The organism is Methylacidimicrobium tartarophylax (assembly GCF_902143375.2).
GTDB lineage: Bacteria > Verrucomicrobiota > Verrucomicrobiia > Methylacidiphilales > Methylacidiphilaceae > Methylacidimicrobium > Methylacidimicrobium tartarophylax.
In genome coordinates this window covers 1-20,246 of the sequence record NZ_CABFVA020000031.1, presented here as the reverse complement: position 1 = coordinate 20,246, position 20,246 = coordinate 1, and the positions used below count along the sequence as shown (strand labels likewise).

The 20,246-nt window shown below is 59.2% G+C and carries 17 protein-coding genes, 1 tRNA gene and 2 rRNA genes; 12 read left to right on the top strand and 8 right to left on the bottom strand.

Annotated features, from left to right (window positions below):
• Window positions 1–2,589, top strand: a 23S ribosomal RNA gene (locus tag MAMT_RS04015); the annotation flags it as partial.
• 94 nt (window positions 2,590–2,683) lie between these two features.
• Window positions 2,684–2,799, top strand: a 5S ribosomal RNA gene (rrf, locus tag MAMT_RS04010).
• 144 nt (window positions 2,800–2,943) lie between these two features.
• Here the strand turns inward: rrf and MAMT_RS04005 are convergent.
• From MAMT_RS04005 to MAMT_RS03985, 5 genes are all read right to left on the bottom strand, one after another.
• The gene (locus tag MAMT_RS04005) at window positions 2,944–3,969 is read right to left on the bottom strand and encodes an SAM-dependent methyltransferase (protein WP_142659725.1); all 1,026 of its coding nucleotides are present in this window, start codon (window positions 3,967–3,969) and stop codon (window positions 2,944–2,946) included.
• A gap of 2 nt (window positions 3,970–3,971) precedes the next feature.
• Window positions 3,972–4,604: a hypothetical protein gene (locus MAMT_RS04000; protein WP_142659724.1), complete on the bottom strand. Its 633-nt coding sequence runs from the start codon at window positions 4,602–4,604 to the stop codon at window positions 3,972–3,974.
• Between the two features lie 36 nt (window positions 4,605–4,640).
• Window positions 4,641–5,180, bottom strand: a complete 540-nt coding sequence (locus MAMT_RS03995) for a hypothetical protein (protein ID WP_246186515.1) — start codon at window positions 5,178–5,180, stop codon at window positions 4,641–4,643.
• A 158-nt stretch (window positions 5,181–5,338) separates the two neighbouring features.
• Window positions 5,339–5,947, bottom strand: a complete 609-nt coding sequence (locus tag MAMT_RS03990) for a hypothetical protein (RefSeq protein WP_142659723.1) — start codon at window positions 5,945–5,947, stop codon at window positions 5,339–5,341.
• A complete protein-coding gene (locus MAMT_RS03985) occupies window positions 5,944–6,540 on the bottom strand; it encodes a hypothetical protein (RefSeq protein WP_142659722.1) in 597 nt (198 codons plus the stop codon). Before MAMT_RS03985 ends, MAMT_RS03990 begins: the two co-directional genes overlap by 4 nt.
• A gap of 236 nt (window positions 6,541–6,776) precedes the next feature.
• Between MAMT_RS03985 and MAMT_RS03980 the strand changes: the two genes are divergently transcribed.
• Window positions 6,777–8,225 carry an NADP-dependent isocitrate dehydrogenase gene (locus tag MAMT_RS03980; protein ID WP_142659721.1) on the top strand — a complete coding sequence of 483 codons (1,449 nt, stop codon included), beginning with the start codon at window positions 6,777–6,779 and terminating at the stop codon, window positions 8,223–8,225.
• Between the two features lie 12 nt (window positions 8,226–8,237).
• Window positions 8,238–8,311 (top strand) — tRNA-Gln (locus tag MAMT_RS03975).
• A gap of 232 nt (window positions 8,312–8,543) precedes the next feature.
• Here the strand turns inward: MAMT_RS03975 and MAMT_RS03970 are convergent.
• Window positions 8,544–8,849, bottom strand: coding sequence for a FitA-like ribbon-helix-helix domain-containing protein (locus MAMT_RS03970; protein WP_246186514.1), 306 nt, complete (start codon window positions 8,847–8,849; stop codon window positions 8,544–8,546).
• Between the two features lie 406 nt (window positions 8,850–9,255).
• Between MAMT_RS03970 and MAMT_RS03965 the strand changes: the two genes are divergently transcribed.
• The 8 genes from MAMT_RS03965 (at window position 9,256) to MAMT_RS03930 (ending at window position 18,619) form a co-directional block, all read left to right on the top strand.
• The gene (locus MAMT_RS03965) at window positions 9,256–10,212 is read left to right on the top strand and encodes a hypothetical protein (RefSeq protein ID WP_142659720.1); all 957 of its coding nucleotides are present in this window, start codon (window positions 9,256–9,258) and stop codon (window positions 10,210–10,212) included.
• A 193-nt stretch (window positions 10,213–10,405) separates the two neighbouring features.
• The gene (locus MAMT_RS03960; protein ID WP_142659719.1) at window positions 10,406–11,608 is read left to right on the top strand and encodes a hypothetical protein; all 1,203 of its coding nucleotides are present in this window, start codon (window positions 10,406–10,408) and stop codon (window positions 11,606–11,608) included.
• 316 nt (window positions 11,609–11,924) lie between these two features.
• Entirely contained in the window at window positions 11,925–12,890 is a 966-nt protein-coding gene (locus MAMT_RS03955; RefSeq protein ID WP_142659718.1) for a hypothetical protein, read from the top strand.
• Between the two features lie 25 nt (window positions 12,891–12,915).
• Window positions 12,916–14,235, top strand: coding sequence for an aspartyl protease family protein (locus MAMT_RS03950; RefSeq protein WP_142659717.1), 1,320 nt, complete (start codon window positions 12,916–12,918; stop codon window positions 14,233–14,235).
• Window positions 14,236–14,259: 24 nt separating this feature from the next.
• Window positions 14,260–15,291, top strand: coding sequence for a lysylphosphatidylglycerol synthase transmembrane domain-containing protein (locus MAMT_RS03945; protein ID WP_142659716.1), 1,032 nt, complete (start codon window positions 14,260–14,262; stop codon window positions 15,289–15,291).
• Between the two features lie 10 nt (window positions 15,292–15,301).
• Complete coding sequence (locus MAMT_RS03940) at window positions 15,302–16,147, top strand: SAM hydrolase/SAM-dependent halogenase family protein (RefSeq protein WP_142659715.1); 846 nt, start codon at window positions 15,302–15,304, stop codon at window positions 16,145–16,147.
• 52 nt (window positions 16,148–16,199) lie between these two features.
• The gene (typA, locus tag MAMT_RS03935) at window positions 16,200–18,023 is read left to right on the top strand and encodes a translational GTPase TypA (RefSeq protein ID WP_142659714.1); all 1,824 of its coding nucleotides are present in this window, start codon (window positions 16,200–16,202) and stop codon (window positions 18,021–18,023) included.
• 59 nt (window positions 18,024–18,082) lie between these two features.
• Window positions 18,083–18,619, top strand: coding sequence for a cysteine hydrolase family protein (locus tag MAMT_RS03930; RefSeq protein ID WP_142659713.1), 537 nt, complete (start codon window positions 18,083–18,085; stop codon window positions 18,617–18,619).
• A 28-nt stretch (window positions 18,620–18,647) separates the two neighbouring features.
• Here the strand turns inward: MAMT_RS03930 and cyoE are convergent, their stop codons facing one another.
• On the bottom strand, window positions 18,648–19,601 hold the full coding sequence (cyoE, locus tag MAMT_RS03925; protein WP_246186513.1) for a heme o synthase: 954 nt from the start codon (window positions 19,599–19,601) through the stop codon (window positions 18,648–18,650).
• A gap of 36 nt (window positions 19,602–19,637) precedes the next feature.
• Window positions 19,638–20,246 (bottom strand): COX15/CtaA family protein (locus tag MAMT_RS03920; protein ID WP_178086906.1); only part of this gene is annotated, 609 nt, incomplete at its 5' end.

Genomic DNA, 20,246 nt, shown 5'->3' with positions numbered 1-20,246 from the left:
CAAACCGGACGGCTTGCCGTCCGGGGTTGTAGGACCACCATATGGGTAGTTGTGCGGTTAGGTGAAGCGGATGGAAAGTCGCCTCATAGAAGGTGAGAGGCCTGTAACCGAAAACCAAGCAACGCTCGGTGGTATCCTGAGTAACGCGATGCACGTGAAACTTCGCGTGAAGCTACGCCGACCACGGCGTAAGGCTAAATACGTGTCAGCGACCGATAGTGAACCAGTACCGCGAGGGAAAGGTGAAAAGAACCCCGGCGAGGGGAGTGAAATAGATCTGAAACCATGTGCCTACAAGGTGTCAGAGCCCGAAAGGGTGATGGCGTGCCTTTTGCTTAATGAGTCTGCGAGTTACTGTTTGTGGCAAGTCTAAGTCCTGATGGGACGGAGGCGAAGCGAAAGCGAGTCCGAATAGGGCGTCCAGCCGCAAGTAGTAGACCCGAAGGGGAGGTGATCTACCCATGGTCAGGATGAAGTCACTTTAACCGGTGATGAAGGTCCGAACGGGTGACGGTTGAAAACGTCTCCCATGAACTGTGGGTAGGAGCGAAAGACTAATCAAACCCCCTGATAGCTGGTTCTCCCCGAAATAGATTTAGGTCTAGCCTCGTGCGCTGACCTGTGGGGGTAAAGCACTGGATGGACTAGGGCCCACACCAGGGTACCGAATCTAACCAAACTCTGAATACCACAGGGTGCAACACGGGAGTAAGACGGTGGGGGATAAGCTTCATCGTCGAGAGGGAAACAACCCAGATCGCCGGCTAAGGTGCCAAAATGCAGCTAAGTGAAAAGGATGTTGGTGTTCAAAAACAGTGAGGATGTTGGCTTAGAGGCAGCCATCATTTAAACAGTGCGTAATAGCTGACTCACCGAGAAAACCAGCGCCGAAAATGATTGGCGATAAGCTGCATACCGAAGCCGCGGATCTTTTCCGGTTTCGACCGGAAGGGATGGTAGGGGAGCGTTCCAAGTGCTGTGAAGCGGAAGGGTAACCGACCGTGGAGGGCTTGGAAGTGAGGATGCAGACATGAGTAGCGATAAGATCGGTGAAAATCCGATCCGCCGTAAACCCAAGGTTTCCTGGGGAAGGTTCGTCCGCCCAGGGTTAGTCGGGAACTAAGCTGAGGCCGATGGGCGTAAGCGATGTCCAGCTGGTCAACATTCCAGCACCGCCGAAATTTAAACGTGGGGGACGCATCGTTGGAGAAGAGCGAGGTGATGAATGTCCTTGTCCCGCAAGGGGACCGAAAGGAGCAATCCTGACGGGATTCTTCAAAGAGGGTGCCAAGAAAAGCCCACGCGTACACTAAGGCGCCCGTACCGTAAACCGACACAGGTGGGTGGGTAGAGTATACTCAGGCGCGTGAGTTAAATCTCTTTAAGGAACTCGGCAAGTTAGCCCCGTAACTTCGGAAGAAGGGGCGCCCCGCAAGGGGCCGCAGTGAACAGCGTCAACCGACTGTTTAACAAAAACACAGCACTCTGCTAAGTCGCGAAGACGACGTATAGGGTGTGACACGTGACCAATGCTGGAAGATTACGGCAAGGGGTCAGTTCGGCTTCGGCCGGGCAAAGCTCTGAACCCAAGTCCCAGCGAATGTCGGCCGTAACTATAACGGTCCTAAGGTAGCGAAATTCCTTGTCGGGTAAGTTCCGACCTGCACGAATCGTGTAACGAGTTGACGACTGTCTCAAAGAGAGGCTCAGCGAAGTTGTAGTGGCGGTGAAGATGCCGCCTACCCGCAGTAGGACGGAAAGACCCCGTGCACCTTTACTGTAAGCTGTTACTGGATCTTTGCTATGGATGCTCAGCGTAAGTGGGAGACAGTGAAGCCTTCCTTTTGGGGAAGGTGGAGTCGCCAATGAGACACCACACTTCCATTGTGGAGGTTCTAACCAAGCGCCCTGAAGCGGGCCTTGGGACAATGGCAGCGGGTCAGTTTGACTGGGGCGGTCTCCTCCTAAAAGGTAACGGAGGAGTTCTAAGGTTCCCTCAGCACGGTTGGCAATCGTGCGTCGAGCGTATGGGTAGAAGGGAGCTTAACTGCGAGACCGACAGGTCGAGCAGGTACGAAAGTAGGACCAAGTGATCCGGTGGTAGAATGTGGAATTGCCATCGCTCATCGGACAAAAGGTACGCCGGGGATAACAGGCTGATCGGGCCCAAGAGTCCATATCGACGGCCCGGTTTGGCACCTCGATGTCGGCTCATCGCATCCTGGGGCTGGAGAAGGTCCCAAGGGTCCGGCTGTTCGCCGGTTAAAGCGGTACGCGAGCTGGGTTCAGAACGTCGTGAGACAGTTCGGTCCTTATCCACTGTGGGCGCAGGAGACTTGAGGGATTCACTCCCTAGTACGAGAGGACCGGGAGTGACGGACCGCTGGTGTTCCGGTTGTGTCGTCAGACGCAGCGCCGGGTAGCTATGTCCGGAAAGGATAAGCGCTGAAAGCATCTAAGCGCCAAGCCTTCCCCAAGATGAGGTCTCCCCATTAAGGTCGTGGTAGACCACCACGTTGATAGGCCGCACGTGGAAGCGCAGTAATGCGTGGAGCGAAGCGGTACTAATTACCTGATTGGCTTTTAGTCACGGCAGGCTAGTGAGCTGATTTTCTGTTTGCCTGTAGTTTTCAAGGAACGGCTGCGACCAGGCGTCTGCGGAAGCGGCAAGGACCGGCAGAGGCCTGGTGATCCTAGAGGCGTGGAACCACCCGTTCCCATCCCGAACACGGAAGTGAAACGCGTCATCGCCGATGGTAGTGCGCCGGTAGGGCGTGCGAGAGTAGGTCGTTGCCAGGTTCACCCCCCTTTCACTCTTCGGAGTGGAAGGGGGGCTTTTTTTGTTGGCGGCGGGCCTCTTTTGCTCTGGTGACACTTGTTCTTGGGTTGCCGGCCGGAGCGTAGGGGGCACAGCCGTGGATCGGTTGGCAACGCGTGGCGCAGTCAGCCGTCCGCAGGGTGAAGCGTGGCACCGGGTTGCTGGTCCGAGCCGGAAGAGGGGGCTGCGAGGGGTCTTCGGGCAAGCACGATATTGTACGCGTTGCCGAATACGAAAACCTTGGAGGTGCTCCAGATGATCTGTTCCAGCTGGACCATGGTGCGCATGCGGAGGCGTAGCTTCCAGAGGAGCAGACGACGGATGAAGCTCCAAGTCAGACCCCAGGCGCAAAAGGGTAGTTGCCTGTAGCGGATCGGGTCGAATCCAAGCCGGCGCAGCTTGAAGACCAGAAGATTGGCGCCAAAAAAGTTATAGTGCCAATTTTCAAAGAACGCCGTGACGTTTCGGTAGTCGCGCTCCCGGCGACAGGCGTCCAAGGATCCGGGCGAAAGAATTAAGAGGTGCCCTCCTGGCTTGAGGAGTCGCCAGCAACGCGCGAGCCAAGCGTCCAGATCCTTCGTGTAGCCGATGGATTCCAGGGAATAGATCGCATCGAAGGTCTTTTCCGGAAGATCTAGGCGGTCGAAGTCGGCGACGGTTGCGTGAACGCGATCCTGGGAACTCTTCCCTTGCCGTCGGCAGATGTCTGCCTGGGCAGGAGAGTTCGTGACGCAAAGGATCTGGACGTTGCCCCGACGGGCAAGATAGCGGGCGGCAGCTCCCGAACCGCACCCGAGATCCAAAAGACGCATCCCTGGCACCGGGGCAAGAAGGGAATATACGGCGGAGTAAGGATGGCTAAGGAGCGTAGGCGGGAAGACGCAGGTGCAGTAGTTCTCATTTTCGCCCAGGTAGAGGCGAAACACATCGTCATAGGTGTGATTCTGGTCGTCGTGTTTGAGAAGGTCGCCGGGCTTCGGAATCCACTCCACGAGTTGCCGCTGTTCGAATTCATTGAGCTCATGACCGATCTCGTCTGCGCTCTTGGGATGCGTGACGAGAAGGAAGAGGAGGTAATGAAACAGGTTATAGGCCGCGAAAAGTCCTGCGATCGTCGCAATGACCAGTAGGAGGGTGGAGACGAAAGCCACGACTACTCTATGCTTGGCGCAGCCGATCCTTGAGGGACGGAAAGATGCGGGGTTGCGGCAGTCGAGGCTGGATGCGGAGGAAGCGGAGGCCGAGGTTGCTTTTCGGCCGCCGTGGCCTTGGGCTTTTCGGGTAGGTATTTGGCCACCCACCAGCGGGAGGCTCCTCCTGCGGTGGCCGCGACGCCGGCGGCTACCGGGCCGAGGAAGGTGATTGCCGGGCCGCTGGCCAATGCACCGAGCATGAGAGTGCTTTGGGCGGCGGAAGCCGCGCCCGCCGTCGCGCCGCCTGCCGTTGCCCCATAGGCTTGATACGCGAGGATCGCATCCGCTTTCCTCCTTTTGGCTTCCTTGGCTAAGTCTTTGAACAGCGCTCCCTTGCGGAGACCGTTGCGTCGGTCATGGATGACCCCGATGATCTGATAGGGGCGCGGCGGCTGGCCGTCGGACCAGATGTCGATCCCGTTAACGTTGCGGAGAATGGCTCCCTTCCCCACCGTTCTTTTGCCGTTCTCGACAGGAATGTAAGTCGTGTTGGCACAGGAGGTCAGGAAGAGCAAAAGGGGCAAAAGGAAGAAAGGAAGCGCGATCGATTTCCAGTTAGGCGGAATCAGCGGCCGCACAAGGGAGATTTTCATGAAGAGCGAATCGAGGATCGCATCCTTTGTGGGCTGCTATCCGGCCTGATTTCCCTTCTTCTTGCTACCGGCCGGCAGGTAGCGAATCACCCACCAGCGCGACTGTCCGGATCCTGCGGCCGAAAGCCCTCCGGTGGCGGCACCACCGTAGGCAGCACCCGCAGCGGCTCCCGAGCCGACTGGAGCGGAAGCCCCCAAGTTGCCCGACGCCCCTCCTGTCGCTGCCAGGGCGGCACTCGCCACCCCCGTGTACGCTTGGTATTCGATGATGCCCTCTCCGCCCATTCGCTTTGCTTTCCGCGTGACGTCCTTGAGGATCGAATCCCGAAAGAAGCCGTTTCGGCTGTCGTCGACGAGGCCGATGATCTCGTACTTGCGAGGAGGGATGCCGTCGCTCCAGACATCGATCCCATCGATCACCCGCTTGGCGGCAATGCCCTTCCCATGCTGTTCGTTGGCGCCGACATAGGGGTAATACCGCGTCTGAGCGCAGGCAGCGAGCAATAGGAAGCAGCCGGCCACAAGAATTGCGCGGGTCGAGAGGAAGCGGGCGGGCGACTTTCGACGAAGACGCATGGCTTGCTGACGACCTCCTTTTGGCTTGTCTTCTCTTCCGCAGATTTTCTCGTCTGGGCTAGACGGGTGCAGCCGCTCAGGCGCGCTCCAGGGTTAATCGAGAGTGGATGCCCTGTCAAACAGAGGATGCGGCTACGCGGAAAAAGTCAGCAGGCCGGCTAGGGCGCGGCTCCCGTCGTCGTTGGTGGACCGGGCGGGCGCTGCGAGGAAGCCGTGGCGGGAACGGCAGTCTGCTTCGAAGCGGCGGCGGAGGGCGTTTTTGGCCGTGCGGTAGTGGTTTTGGGCTCTGCCGGCAGATACTTGGCGGCCCACCAGCGCGAGACACCCCCTTGGGCGGCACCGAGGGCGATGATCGCGGGTCCCGCGATGAGCATGCCCGGGCCGGTCGCCGCCATGAGGGAACCCACCCAGATCATGTTGCCGGCGGCGGCTCCGGCTGCCGCGGTAGCTCCGCCCATCTGCAAGGCATAATCGTGGTATTCCAGGATCGCATCCGCTCCCATCTTCTTGGCGACCTTCGCAAGGTCCTGCGGGAGGTCGCCCTTACGAAGGCCGCTTCGGCTGTCGTGGATGACTCCGACGAGCTTGTACGGGCGAGGGGGGAGTCCGTCGGTCCAAAAGTCGATTCCGTTGACTTTGTGAAGACTCGCACCCTTCCCGACAGTCTTCGCTCCTCCTTTGTACGGGATGTAGGTCGTGGTCGCGCAGGAGCAGAAGAAAAGCGGCAGAAGCAGAACACCGGAATGCAAGAGGCTCCGGACATTCATGAGGAGTGGACCGATCCTTGGTGCTGATCCTTTGCTGGTCGGGTGTTCGGCGGAGTGGCCTTTTTAGATTTAGAAGAAGAATCCTGGTAACGGAAGACCCACCAGCGGGAAGTGCCCGCAAATCCCCCGCCTAGTCCTGCGGAGGCGGGTCCCGCAAAGGCAAGCCAGGAGGAAGCAGTCGGACCGTATGCTTGCGGGAGTTGATCGGCGTTGCTCCCGAAGCCGCTTGCCGAGGCGGCGAAGGAACTCATGGCGGTCGCGTAAGCTTTGTACTCGAGAATGCCTTGGCCTCCCATCTTCTTCGCTTGCTTGGTGATGTCTTTGAGCAGGGTGGCGTGAAAGATCCCGCTCCGATGATCGTGGACCACACCGATGATCGTGTAGCGGCGAGTCGGAAGGCCGTCGCTCCAGACTTCGATCCCGTTGATGATCCGCTCGCCGCCCCCTCCTTTGCCTAACTGGGTGTTCGCTCCGACATAGGGATAATAATGGGTCTGGGCGCAGCCTCCGAGCAGAGCGATCGCGGCAACCGGCAAAAACAGGTAGAGGGAGGCAGGGAACAGGCGCGTGGATAGACCCCTGAATTTACGCATAGCGTCTCGCCATCTCCCTTTGTTTGTGGCCCGGCCATCTTTGCGCTGCAGCGGCGAAAAACGGGTAAGACGCCTGGATGTGTTCAGAAATAATAAAGGCCAGAACTGCCTGTCAAGCGGCCGGTGCTATTCGATCGAGAAACTCAAAAAAACTAGAACTCGCCAAAAGAATCTCTTTGCTAACGACGCTCTGGAGAGTGAAGTAACCGGATGCATCGGGAGGAAACGGAAGGACGATGAGTAAAACAGCAGTTACGGTTGCGTATGGCGATGGCATTGGTCCGGAGATCATGAGGGCTACGCTCGATGTGCTCGAGGCTTCGGGTGCCGAGCTTGCCTTGGAAACGATCGAGATCGGGAAAAGCGTCTATCTCCGCGGGAATTCGAGCGGGATCGAACCCGAGTCCTGGGAGAGTTTGCGGCGGACCAAGGTCTTCCTGAAAGCGCCGATCACGACCCCGCAGGGCGGAGGATACAAGAGCCTGAATGTCACGGTGCGCAAAGCCTTTGGGCTCTATGCCAATATCCGTCCCTGCATCTCCTATGTTCCCTTCGTCGAGAGCAAGCAGCCTGGGATTGACGTGGTGATCGTTCGCGAGAACGAGGAGGATCTTTACGGAGGGATCGAGCACCGGCAGAGCGTCGACTCCTTCCAATGCCTCAAGATCATGACACGGCCGGGCACCGAGCGGATCGTCCGGTATGCCTTCGAGTATGCGCGTTCCTTCCAGAGGAAGAAGGTAACCTGCTTCACCAAGGACAACATTATGAAGCTGACCGACGGGATGTTCCACAAGGTCTTCGAGGAGATCGGAGCGGACTATCCCGACATCGAGAAGGAGCACTGGATCGTGGACATCGGTTCGGCAAAGCTTGCGGACACTCCCCAAGCCTTTGATGTCGTCGTGCTGCCGAATCTCTACGGCGACATCCTGTCCGACGTTGTTGCCCAGATCGCCGGTTCCGTCGGGTTGGCGGGCTCCGCCAACATCGGCGCCCACTATGCCATGTTCGAGGCAATCCATGGTTCCGCCCCCCGCCGAGCGGGACAGAATGTGGCGAATCCCTCGGGGCTCCTGCTGGCGGCCGTGCAAATGCTCGTCCACATCGGTCAACCGGAAGCGGCCGAACGAGTGCACAATGGTTGGTTGCGAACCATTGAGGAAGGGATCCACACCTATGATATTTTCCGTGACGGGAAGAGTCGTCGAAAGGTGGGAACCAAGGAGTTCGGCCAAGCGGTGATCGCGAATCTCGGAAAGATCCCGGAGACCCTGAAACCCGTTCGCTATGCACTCGACAGGCCGAATCCGCGATCCGATTTTCCTTACCACCGCCCGGAGGAAACCAAGGTCCTGCTGGGTGTCGATATTTTTGTCGAGTTTGCGAAGAGTGTAGAGGAACTGGCTTCTGCGCTTCGCGTTGCCGCCGAAAGGGGGGCCCTGGCGTTGGAAACCATCGCCAACCGCGGAATGAGCGTCTGGCCTTTTGGTTCGGGCGAAACTCTGCTCGCCGGACCCTTCCAGTGCCGGTTTTTCGCCAGAAACCGGTCAGCGGAACTTCCGCGTCGAGCCATCGTCGATCTCCTCGGCTCGGTAGAAGCCGGGGGAATTGAGTTCACAAAGACGGAGCTCCTGTATACGTTTAACGGAGTTGAAGGGTTTTCCCGCAGCCAGGGAGCCTAGTCCTCCGCGTCTTGCCCGGTGGTGTAATGGTAGCACAGAGGTCTTTGGAGCCTTTAGTCATGGTTCGAATCCATGCCGGGCAGCCAGACAGGATCCCTCGGTGGAATACGCCATCCTAACCGACTAGCCTGCATGTCTCACAAAGTTCGTACCCGAGGCGCGGCAGATGGGCCTGGATGCAAGGCGCAACGAAGCAGACAGGTCCATTTCGCAAGCCGCAGGAGATCGCTTGTGAGATGTGCAGGCTAGAGTTCTCCCGCAGCTTGGCGCAGCCCGATCACTCGATCATGAAACTTCCGTCGATGCCCTTCGCGCAGCTTACGCACGAAGCACTCGTCGGGGGTCACGAAGGGGCAGTCTCGCTGGCATCGATGACAAGGGCGTTCCCCGCTCTTCGCGTCCTTCGCGGAGCAGTACCTCGGAAGGCGTCTGCTTCCGACGCTTTGTCAGCTTCCGCAACTCGGCTGCTAGTTTGTCGAAGGAAGGCTCCTCCTCGCTGGTAAGCACTTGGCGGAGAATCTCTCGGTGCTCGACCTCGGTGGAGCGGCCGTGGCGGGCAGCCCGGCGCTTCCATCGGGCGATCAGCTCATCATCCAGATTGTGCACATGCAGGGTCCCAGGCATTCGGCCCTCCCTTCATTGGGAGGAATGAGCTCATTGTGAGGCTATTTTGTCCAGAACAGCGCTCGTACGGATCGCAAGCAAGGGAAGTGACCGTCGCGAGTGAGGTGTTCCCTTGCCTGTCTCTCAGGCATTCTTCGGCGGCTTGAGCAATGGACCTGTCTGCCTCGTTGGGATTTGGTTTTCCCTCCTCGCAGTAATGTCGTCACATCACCTGCTGGATCGAAGGCCATCCCATCGCTCCTTGCGCTGCCACCGGCATGCAGACGCCGAGCAGACATAGGAAACGATTTGCCGTGCCTGGGCGGCGTCAGTGGACGTAATGAATCGTTTGTAACGTTTGTAAATATCGTGGCGCTGGGCAAGGCGCAGCGTGCGGACTCGATGGAGTTTCGTGCGCGAAGAAGCCATGAGAGACGCAAGGGAGGAAGCCTTTCAACCCGGATGCCGCTTTGGAAGCATGCTCAGGCTCTGCTTCGTCTTGTTCCTCCTGCTCTGGATGGAACCCTGCGTCATTCTCGCGGATCCGGTCTTCTACCCAGGGGAAGAGATCGCCGCGCAAGATCTTGTGGAGACCATGAACGCTCAGGAGGCCGGGGGGGATTGGCTCGGAAAGTGGCGCAGGATGACCATCGAGACCCGCGAGAAGCAGACGCACTATTTGACGCCGCTCGTCACCGAAACGCCCCGTTTGGAGCAGCGCATCCGGTACGATATCTACGACGAAACGCGCCCGAATGGAAAGAAAGAGTGGAATTTCGGCGGTCAGAAAGGGGTGAACGTGATCGTGGCGCCGACCATGGAAGTGGCCGCCGCGCTCCCCAACTACCTCTACTATCCGGGAGCAGGCCAGAAAGATGGATTCGGAGGACAGGTTTTCATGGTGAAAAACCGGATCATGGCTTCTCCGGAGACCCAGAAAAACTATGTATTCAGCGTCATGCTCATCGCACTTACCCCGACGGGCTCGCTGCCCGGAGTAGCGGAACACTGGGTTTGGACCCCTTTCGTTACCTTCGGCAAGGGTTGGGGACACTTCGACTTCATGGTGAATTTGGGAACCTCCTGGGCCGATGGCGACAACAAGCAACTCGGGAGTCCCATCATCTGGAATGTGGCTCTTCAGTATCGCTTCGGAGTCATCTGCCCGACGATCGAGTTCAACTCGCATCCATCGATGAGCGAATTTTACTTTTTCGGCGAGCCGGGCCTCTTTGTCACTCCGGAGGTGCTGATCGGCCGCTTTCACTTCCGAGACAACTACAGCCTCTATTTCGGGATCGGTTATCAGATGGCGCTCGATGCGGCGACGGTGCAGGCAGACTATGCCAATGCCTTCATCGTGAAATTCCACCTTCTTTTTTGAAGGCTCTTCGCGGTGCGGAGTAGGTGGAGGGAGCGGATTTGTCATCACCGGGTCCGGCACGGAAGGGGACCCGAAGCCGGCGGACACCTCGGAAAGCTGCGGTCGGGTCTTCCCCTTCTGCCCACGGAAAGGACAAGGAGGCGCCGCACGAAAGCTCGCGCTGTCATTAACGTTCCGCTAAGTTTACGGCCCCATGAAGTGGCGAAGCACAATCCACCGCTACGTCCTGGGTTCCCGCGAATATCCTCCCCAAAAGTCTCTCGATCCCTTAGCCCCGCTTTCGGTCCGCAAGGAATGGCAACGCTCCTATCCCGAGCGCTCCCGCAAAGCGGCACGGAATCATCCAGGGGTTGGAGAGCATGAACTTTGTACGCAATGGAGGACTGCATCCGAGTCGAGGACGCCCGGCCAAACGGGTATGGGAGTGCGTTCGCGAGCGGGATCCCGGAAACGCGGTAGATCTCGCGTCGGCAACGACCGGGGCTGCATTCGAGGCGTTCTGTTCTCTCTCTTTCTCGTTCTGGTCTTCGAGGGAACCACTCTGCTGCGGGCGGATCCCGTTTTCTATCCGGGAGTCGAGGTCGCGGCCCAGGATCTTGTGGAAACGATGAACAACGAGAGTCCCGGCCAAGATTGGCTTGGTCGCTGGCGCCGGATGACGATCGAGACGCGCGAAAAGCAGACTCACTGGCTGACGCCGATCGTCACGGAAACCCCTCGCTTGGAACAGCGGATCCGCTACGACGTTTACGACGAGACCTTGCCGAACGGAAACAAGAAGTTCAACTTCGGGGCGGGGAAAGGAGTGAACTTCATCGTTGCGCCCACGATGGAGGCCGCGGTTTCGCTCCCCCAGTATCTCTACTATCCGGGACATGGGGCGAACGACGGGTTTCGGGGCGAAAGCTTCATGGTTAAGAACCGCATCATGTCTTCGCCGGAGAATCAGAAGAACTACGTCTTTTCCGTCATGCTCGAAGCCCTCTCGCCGACCGGAACGATGCCGGGAATGGCCGAGCATTGGATCTGGACGCCAATCGTTACGTTCGGCAAAGGATGGGGAAACTTCGACTTCATGGTGAACGTGGGGACTTCCTGGGCCGACGGCGACAACAGGCAGCTAGGCAGTCCGATCGTCTGGGGTTTGGCCCTACAATATCGGTTCGGGGTGATCTGCCCGACGCTCGAGCTCAATTCACACCCGTCGGTAAGCGAGTTTTATTTTTTCGGCCAGCCGGGGCTCTTCGTGACTCCCGAGGTCTTGATCGGGCGCTTCCATTTCCGCGATCACTACAGCCTCTATTTCGGGATCGGTTATCAGATGGCGCTGGATGCGGCCACGGTGGAGGCACAGTATGCCAATGCGGTCGTCGCCAAGTTCCACCTTCTTTTTTGAGGTCGGCCCTCGCTCCGGAGCAACCCGAAGAAAATGCGTGCAACCATCGATCGGTTCGCGGGTTAATCTCGGGCATGCGTCTGCAAAAAGGGAAATGGGCCGGGGTCGTCTCGAGCGGTTACGGCCTTCCGGGCCGTAGATCCTCGATGCCAATGGCACGGGGGATAGGCCGCGCTCTGCGCGGACTGGCTGCCATGCCTCACAAGCTTTCTCCCGCGGCTTGGAAGCCAAAAGGCCGTTTGTCGGCGATCAGTCGGCTCTTGGTCTGATTTTTGCTTGCCCGAGCGGATAATCGTCCGAACGAGGATTCTTTCCCTTGGCTTTTCCAGCATGCCGCCCATTCCTGCGTGATCTCCCCAGGGAGGCGGGATCAGGGGTCGCTTCCTGCTGGGTCGTTATTGCGATTCTCTTTTTTGCTTATTCCCGGCAGAGCCGAGCGGAGCCGGTCTTTTATCCCGGCGAGGAGATTGCGGCTCAGGATCTCGTGGAATCGATGAGCGACCAGGACCCCGGGACGAGCTGGTTTGAACGCTGGAGGAGGATGACTGCGGAGACCAAGGAGCGTCAGACGAACTGGATGACTCCGCTGGTCACCACGACATCGCGGCTCGAGCAGCGCATCCGGTATGATGTCTATGACGAGACGAAGGGAAACGGGAACAAGGCATATAATTTCGGCGCCGGGAAGGGGGTCAGCCTGATCGTCACGCCGACCGACGAATTTACCTTCTCCCTTCCCAACTATTTCTACGAGCCGGCGTCTCCTTCCTCGACCGGCTGGGAGGGAGAGGTCCTTCAGTGGAGGCACCGGATCATGGCCTCGCCGGAAAATCAGAAGAACTATGTTTTCTCAGTCCAGTTGGCTGCGCTTGCGCCGACCGGCGATATCCCGAACGCGTACAACCATTGGGTGTGGACCCCCATGCTGCTCTTCGGAAAGGGCTGGGGAAACTTCGACTTCATCGTGAACCTTGGGAGCCAGTGGGCGGATGGAGACAGCAGCAAGTTGTCGGCACCCATTGTTTGGAATGCGGCGTTCGAATACCGGATCGGACGCATCACCCCTTGCCTCGAACTCAACTCGGAGCCGACCGTCACCCGATTTTTGGCCTATGGTGGTCCTGGACTCTTTGTGACGCCGGAACTTTTGATCGGCCGTTTCACCCTCAAGGAGGATGTTCGTTACTACTTCGGGATCGGTTACCAGATTGCCCTGGAGCATTCGACGATCGAGGAGAAATACGCCAATGCCCTCATTGCCAAATTTCATCTGCTTTTCTAAAGGAAGGATCTAAGAAGGAAGGGCGATGTTTGCGAGGTTGGCAGCGACGACAATCGGACTGGCGCTTTTCACCGTAGTCTGGACGGCCTGGGGCGGTACGGCCGCTCAAACTACGTTCGAGCGCTGCTTGCGCGAGGGAGACCTCCTCGGAGCCTCCAAGGAAGTCCGCGAGTTGCCGAGGCGCGATCCGAACCATGCTTTTTCCTGGAAGAACCTGGGATGGTTCGATCTCATGGAAAACCGGCTCCCGGAAGCCAGAGCCCACTTGCGACGCGCGCTGAAGCTCGATCCGTCGGATCGGGAGACCAAGGCGCTCCTTTCCCTCGCCTGGTATCGGACGGGGGATCTGAGCCTGTCCTCGGCGATGCAGGACGACCTCGGGTATGATGCGCTGGCCGAGCTCGTGGCGACGCTCGAGCCGAAAGCCTATGCGGTGAGCCGAGCAACCTCGACCCGGATCGGCCTGCTGCCGAACTCGCCCCGGCTGAAGTTCCCGGTGCGGATCAATGGGAAGGACGCTCAATTCTACCTCGACACCCGCGGCGGGATGAGCGCGGTCAATGATACGGTTGCGCGCGCCGCAAAGGTCGAGCGACAACAGAGCAACTTTCTCCAGTTCTGGTTCTGGGCTGCCGGGAAATGGTCGGTCAAGAATCGCTTCGGGCGGGTGGAGAGGCTCGAGTTGGGATCGATGCAAGTGGGACAGATTCCCGTGCTCTTGCCGAACTGGAAGGGATTGGTGGACGGCTTGCTCGGGACCGATTTTCTCTCTCATTTTGAAACGGTGGTCGATTATCCGCGGAAGGAGCTTTTTCTTCGCAAGGCGGAGCTTGGGTCGGATAAAGCGCCGCAGCCGGAGAAAGACCCGAAGGATGGACGGATCGTTCTCCCCTTCTTTTGGGCACCGGGCGGACAGATCGTGCTGCAAGGGCAGGTCAACGGCACGGATGCGGTCTTTCTGTTGGACACCGTTGCCGTGGGGCGGCCGGTGACCCTCTCGCGCCGGCTCATCCATCGAGCGCATCTTCCCGCTCATGGCGGCTACATCATCAGCTTGCGGAGAGCGGGTCTTTTCCCTTGGGTGTATACGGAGTTCCGGGAGCTGCGGATCGGGCCGATCGTGCAAGAAGATCAGAAGGCGGATATCGGCACCATGTACGATTTTCCGCCGTCGATCGACCATATGCAGGGGTTTCCGATCGACGGCATTGTGGGGAACGCCTTTTTTCAAGCTTATCGGCTAACCTTGGATTTTCACCAGATGCGTGTCATCCTCGAGCCTTCCAAGAGTCTCGGAGCGACGGCGGATCGGGCGCGCACCGCGCACGCGGTTGTGGAGCAGTAGTTCCGAATCGGGAGGCGGAAGAGGATGGAGCGCGAAGAAGCGTCCGTAAGTTGGCGTGTCCCCCAGAGGAGCAGCGCATGGAAGTGGACGGCGCGCGCGGCGGTCTCCGCGATCCTCCTGGGATGGATTGCCACCCGGGTGAATTGGCGAGAGATCGGCAAGTTGGCGGCAGCCGCAAGACCGGTTTGGCTCGGAATGGCCGTCCTCTTTGCCGGGTTATCGACGCCGATTACTTCGGTTCGATGGCGCATCCTCCTTCAAGTGCTGGACCTTTCTCTTTCCTTTCGGCAGGCGCTGGCGTTGGGGTTCGTCGGGAAGTTTTTTAATGCGATCCTGCCGGGCTCGACCAGCGGTGATTTCGTCCGGATCTTCTATGCGACGCGAGCTTTCCCGGGCAAGGGGGCGATGGCCGGCTTCTCGGTCCTCTATGACCGCTTTCTTGAAGGGGTCGTTCTTCTCGTGCTGGGTTCGCTCCTCGCGGCGGCCTTTTATCCGGAACTGGATTCTCGTCCAGTGCTTCGGAATGCGGCCGGCGCTCTCTTCCTGTTAACGCTCGCCACCCTGGCGGTGGTCCCCATTCTCCTCCATTACCTTGCGCGCGGGCGGCTCTGGATGCCGGGTCATGGGAAGACGGCCGTGCGTGTCCAAAGGGCGTTGGAAGAGGTCCTCACCGCCGTTGCTCTCTATCGGAAGGCCGCGCGGGCGAATGCGCAGGCCGTTGTCCTTTCGGTCCTCGCTCACGCAAGTTCGGCAGCCTTGCTCTGGGCACTCATGCAAGGGCTCCGGTTGGAGCTACCGTTCTGGCTTCTGGTGACGACGATGGTGGTCGTCAACGTGGCGGTCGCGCTGCCGGTCAGTATTTCGGGCCTCGGGATTCGGGAAGGGGCGCTCCTCTACCTTCTCGGCTCCTTCGGCGTGAGCCGGGAAGAGGCGGTGGCCTTCTCGCTGCTCCTGTTTGCAGCGGGACTCTTCTGGAGTCTCTTCGGCGGAATCGTTTATCTTTACTATCGGAGTGTCTCTTCGGAGGAAGAGAACGGGAGATTCCGCCATAGCTAAATCTATTTGGATGCTAGGATTGGTCATGGTCTTGACCGGTTGCTCGAGGCAAGAGCCCCAGGCAGAGCCGATCATCGGGCTACTCACCGATTTCGGCTTGCGCGATCCCTACGTGGCCGAAGTCAAGGGGGTGATCTACTCTGTGCATCCGCGTGCGCGGGTGGTCGATCTGCTCCATCAGGTTGATCCATTCGAGGTGTGGCAGGCCGCTTATGTGGTCGAGGAGGCGACGCGGGAATTTCCGCGGGGATCAATCTTCGTCACCGTGGTCGATCCTGGGGTTGGGACGGAGCGGGCACCGATCTTGCTGGAGACTCGGTCCGGCAAATTCTTCTTTGCGCCGGACAACGGGATCCTTTCGCTCGTCGTCGACCGGGAAGGGATGCGGAGGGCCTGGAAGCTGGATCAGCAGGCGTTTTATCGAGCCGGGATCTCTTCGCGCACCTTTCATGGACGGGACATCTTCGGCCCGGGCGCCGCTCATTTGGCCGCCGGCGTCGATCCAGAGAAGCTCGGCTCTCGAATTCAGAAGGTCGAATCGCTCAACCTGACGCCCGCCGGAGTCCTCGGTCAGAGCTTCCTGGGACAGGTGATTTACATCGACCATTTCGGCAATGTGATCACCAATATCCCCCGAGATCTCTCCTCTCGGCTGCAGGAAGGAATTCTCTTGCGGATCTCCATCGGCGATCAGACGATTCGGGCGCCGCTCGTCGGGACCTATGCGGAGGTTCCCTCCGGGAAGTTGGGGGCGCTCTTCAACAGTTCAAATTACCTGGAGTTCGTCATGAATAAAAATTCCGCAGCCCGCCAGCTCAAGGTCTCGGAAGGAACCCGGGTCCTGGTGAAACCGTAGCCTGCGGCGGCGCTTGTGCGAAACGCGCGGCGCTGCTATCTTCCCATTGCTCATGGCTCAGATACGAAATATTGCGATCATCGCGCATGTTGATCACGGAAAGACGACTCTCGTCGACCAGCTCCTCCGCCAATCCGGTACGTTTCGAAGCAATCAAGCGGTGGCGGAGAGGGTTATGGACTCGATGGACCTGGAAAGAGAGAAGGGAATCACCATTCGGGCAAAGAATGCCTCCTTCCTTTACAAGGACTATAAAATCAACTTGGTCGACACGCCCGGCCACGCCGATTTCGGCGGCGAGGTGGAGCGAAGCCTTCGCATGGTGGACGGAGTTCTCCTGTTGGTCGATGCGGTAGAGGGTCCCCAGGCTCAAACGAAGTTTGTTCTCAAAAAGGCGTTGGCCGCCGGTCTCTTGCCTATCGTGATTCTCAATAAGGTCGATCGGGAGAATGCCCGACCGAACGAGATTCTTGATCAGGTGTTCGAGCTCTTTTTGGAGCTGGATGCGACCGACGAGCAGCTCGACTTCCCCGCTCTTTATGCGTCAGCGAAGGTGGGATTTGCCGCTCGCGAGTGGAAAGGGGTGGAAGAGGCGCAGAAGCACGGGATGGAGCCGCTTTTCGAAACGATCTTGGAAAAGGTTCCGGCCCCGAAAGCCGATGCGTCCGCCCCTTTCTCCCTCTTGGTCGCCAACCTGGATTACAGTGAATATGTCGGCCAGCTCGCCGTCGGCAAGATCTACGGAGGACAAATTCGGGTCGGAGATCCGATCGCCTGTCTACCGAGAGACGGGGTTCCGCGCAAAGCGCGCGTGACGCAACTCTTGGGTTATTACGGTCTCCAACGTCAGGAGCTCACCGAAGCGGTGGCAGGAGATATCGTTGCAATAGCCGGCCTCGAACAGGTGGAGATTGGGGATACCCTGTGCGATCAGGAGGATCGGCCATCCCTGCCGCGAATCGAGGTCGATCCGCCGACGGTTCGCATGCGTCTGCTGGTCAATAATTCCCCTCTCTCGGGCCGGGAAGGGAAATTTCTTACAGCTCGGCATCTGCGGGATCGTCTCTTCCGGGAAATTCGCACGAACGTGGGACTTCAGGTCGAGGATAGCGGCACAGGCTCCTTCGAGGTGAGCGGTCGAGGAGAGATGCAAATTGCGGTCCTGGCGGAGCAGATGCGCCGGGAAGGATTCGAGCTCATGTTGTCGCGTCCGGAGGTGATCTACCGGAAAGACGAGGCCGGCGGCGTCCTGGAGCCGTTGGAGACGCTTTACGTCGATCTTCCGCAGGCCGTCTTGGGGTCTCTGCTGGAATGCCTGGCCCGGCGGGGAGCGGAGGTCGAAAACATGCGGCATCTGCGGGATACGGTTTTCGTAGAAGCGGTGATTCCGACGCGCGGACTGATCGGCTTCGAGACCGAATTAGTCAACATGACTCGGGGGGAGGGCATCGCGAGCCATCTCTTTCGAGAATATGGCCCTAAGCGAGGGGAGATCGTTCTTCGCGGCAACGGCGTCTTGGTCTCGATGGAGAAAGGGGTGACGACTCCCTTCGCGTTGGAAAATCTTCAGGAGCGGGGCCAGCTTTTCGTCGGTCCCGGAGAAGAGGTTTACGAGGGGATGATCGTTGGGGAGAATGCCCGGCCTGACGATCTCCTGGTCAATCCCTGCAAGACAAAGCATCTGACGAACATGCGCTCGCAGGGAGATGGCAAGGGGATTCTCTTGGACGCTCCGCGTAGCCTGAGCCTGGAGCAGGCGATCGAGTACATCGGATCCGAGGAGTATGTCGAAGTAACCCCGGGGAAGCTGCGGCTTCGGAAGAAGATCCTGAGCGCGGTCGAGAGGCGGAGGTCCGAGGCGACGGCCGGCGCCTAACCGCCAAATCGCGGTTGAAAATCGCGCTTCAATCCCATCGATCCTTTTCAGGAGGATGCATGGAAGGCGTGATCGTCATCGACATGCTCGTCGATTTCGTCGGCGGGAAGCTGGCTACGGGTCGGGAAAGCGCCGTAGTCGAGCCGATCGCCTCACTTCTTGCCGCGGCGCGGAAGGCCCAAAGGCCGGTCGCCTATGTCGGCGATGCTCATTTGCCGCATGACCCCGAGTTGCGTGTTTGGGGAGAGCATGCGATGAAGGGGAGCGAGGGATGCCGCGTCATCCCGGAGTTGGCCCCCCAAAGCTCCGACTATCTTTTCGAAAAGCGGACCTACAGCGCCTTCTTTGAGACCGGGCTCGACTCGCTTTTGCGCTCATCGGGAGTGGATACGGCAATTCTCACCGGCCTGCATACACACCTTTGCGTCCGCCATTCCGCGGCCGATGCTTTCTTTCGCGGCTACCGAATCGTGGTCCCGATTGATTGCGTGACCGCTTTTACGGAGGCGGAACAGGGATCGGGCCTGGAGTACCTCCATCGGCACTACGGGGCCGAGTTGGTCACGAGTGCCGATCTTGTCCGGCGGCTCGCCTGAATGGAGCCGCATCCGAAGAGCCGGTCTCCTATCTCCAGAAGAGAACGAGAAGTCCCAGGAGGAGGGGCAGATAGGCGATCGACGAGAAGAAAAGACCTCGTGCGGTTGTCCGGTTGGGCTTGTTGTGAAACCGGACGGCGGACCAGAGAAAAAGCAGTCCAAGGATCGCGGCACCGATCGTGTAAGGTAGGGCCGCTGTGCCCGCCACCATCGGCCAGAGGCTGGCCAGGAAGAGCAGTGCAGTGAAGAAGACGGTCTGGGAAGTGAGCTTCCGCCCGGTCGCGTCGACTACGACCAACATCCGGAACCCGGCCTTTTCGTAATCGTTGCGGTAGAGCCATGCGATCGCGAAGAAATGGGGCATCTGCCAGAGAAAAAGGATCGCGAAGAGGAAGAGAGCGGTGCCATCGAGCACATTCCTGGCGCCTGCATACCCGATGACCGGAGGCAGAGCTCCCGAGACTGCGCCCACCCACGTATTCCACGGGCTGATCAACTTGAGTGGGGTATAGAGGCAGACATAGGTGGCCAGCGTTGCTGCGGCAACCAGTCCGGCAAGAACGTTCGCGAAGAGAGCAAGATAGGAGACGCCGGCCAGTGCGCAGGCTACTGCCGCGGCGGCGGCATGGGAGCCATCGACGCGGCCGGCAGCAATCGGACGATTTTGCGTGCGGATCATCTGGGCGTCCTGCCGGCGCTCGATCACCTCGTTGAGGATGGCCGCCGCGGCCGCGACGAGCGCCGTCCCTAAAACGGCGTGGAGGGCGCCAAGACCGTCGATCGGATGTGCGGATCCGATGCAGTAGCCGACCAGCGTGGTGAGAAGAACCAGGAGTGTGAGCCGGAACTTGATGAGCTCCGCAAGCTCCCGCCACCATCGAATGGGAGCCGGGATCGCCCGGGGCGCCGGCGCCGGAATGGCGCTGCGGCTCGTGACTGCGGGGAGCGGCAGCGGGGTCTGGTCGTGGGTAAAGCCTTTCACGGGAATGGGCGCAACCGGCTCGAGCTTTATGCCTGGTTAGGCTGGGCACTCCTTTCTCGTATCGCCCAGAGGGCTGTTGCCTCCGGCGAGAGACTCCCTGGCGGCAAGCCAGCGATGGCGGTAGGCAATGCCGGCGCCGAGAACGGCGAGAAGGAAGAGGCCGGCTCCCAAGAGAACATGCACGGTCGTCGGGAAAACGGATTTTCCGCTCCAGATTACGGATGCTCCGATGCCGATCTGCACGGCGGTAAGGACCAGAAACCAGAGAACCGTTCGGCGCAAGGGTCCTCGCCGCTCTTTGCCGAGGACGCCGGCGGAGAGAGCAACGGCGCAGAGCAGAATCAGAAGGGCGAGCCCTCGATGGACCAACTGAAGGTGAATCTGGAAAAGAGAGGTGGGCGCGATGTTCTTCGCCATCCGCCCCGCGTTGATCTGCACGAGATCGGTTTCGGTGATCTGCGGCCAGAGGTGACCATATGCCGTCGGAAAATCGGGAATCGAGAGCCAGGCATGGGCATGGCGCATGGCGGCGGCGACCAGAAGCTGTAGATAGAGAAGGAGACAGAGGCTCAAGAAAGCGCCGGGAAGCCAGGAGGGAGGGGTCTGCGGGCCGGTTTTTGCGGAGGCGCCGGAGCCGGCGGGAAG

What these genes read in the sequence shown, in the direction of transcription:
- MAMT_RS03930 (WP_142659713.1), top strand. Translation starts at nt 18,083, where the DNA reads ATGGAAGGCGTGATCGTCATCGACATGCTCGTCGATTTCGTCGGCGGG.
- MAMT_RS03945 (WP_142659716.1), top strand. Translation starts at nt 14,260, where the DNA reads ATGGAGCGCGAAGAAGCGTCCGTAAGTTGGCGTGTCCCCCAGAGGAGC.
- MAMT_RS03960 (WP_142659719.1), top strand. Translation starts at nt 10,406, where the DNA reads ATGAAGTGGCGAAGCACAATCCACCGCTACGTCCTGGGTTCCCGCGAA.
- MAMT_RS03965 (WP_142659720.1), top strand. Translation starts at nt 9,256, where the DNA reads ATGAGAGACGCAAGGGAGGAAGCCTTTCAACCCGGATGCCGCTTTGGA.
- MAMT_RS03950 (WP_142659717.1), top strand. Translation starts at nt 12,916, where the DNA reads ATGTTTGCGAGGTTGGCAGCGACGACAATCGGACTGGCGCTTTTCACC.
- MAMT_RS03985 (WP_142659722.1), bottom strand. Translation starts at nt 6,540, where the DNA reads ATGCGTAAATTCAGGGGTCTATCCACGCGCCTGTTCCCTGCCTCCCTC.
- MAMT_RS04000 (WP_142659724.1), bottom strand. Translation starts at nt 4,604, where the DNA reads ATGAAAATCTCCCTTGTGCGGCCGCTGATTCCGCCTAACTGGAAATCG.
- MAMT_RS03990 (WP_142659723.1), bottom strand. Translation starts at nt 5,947, where the DNA reads ATGAATGTCCGGAGCCTCTTGCATTCCGGTGTTCTGCTTCTGCCGCTT.
- typA (WP_142659714.1), top strand. Translation starts at nt 16,200, where the DNA reads ATGGCTCAGATACGAAATATTGCGATCATCGCGCATGTTGATCACGGA.
- MAMT_RS03980 (WP_142659721.1), top strand. Translation starts at nt 6,777, where the DNA reads ATGAGTAAAACAGCAGTTACGGTTGCGTATGGCGATGGCATTGGTCCG.
- MAMT_RS03940 (WP_142659715.1), top strand. Translation starts at nt 15,302, where the DNA reads ATGCTAGGATTGGTCATGGTCTTGACCGGTTGCTCGAGGCAAGAGCCC.
- MAMT_RS03995 (WP_246186515.1), bottom strand. Translation starts at nt 5,180, where the DNA reads ATGCGTCTTCGTCGAAAGTCGCCCGCCCGCTTCCTCTCGACCCGCGCA.
- MAMT_RS03970 (WP_246186514.1), bottom strand. Translation starts at nt 8,849, where the DNA reads ATGCCTGGGACCCTGCATGTGCACAATCTGGATGATGAGCTGATCGCC.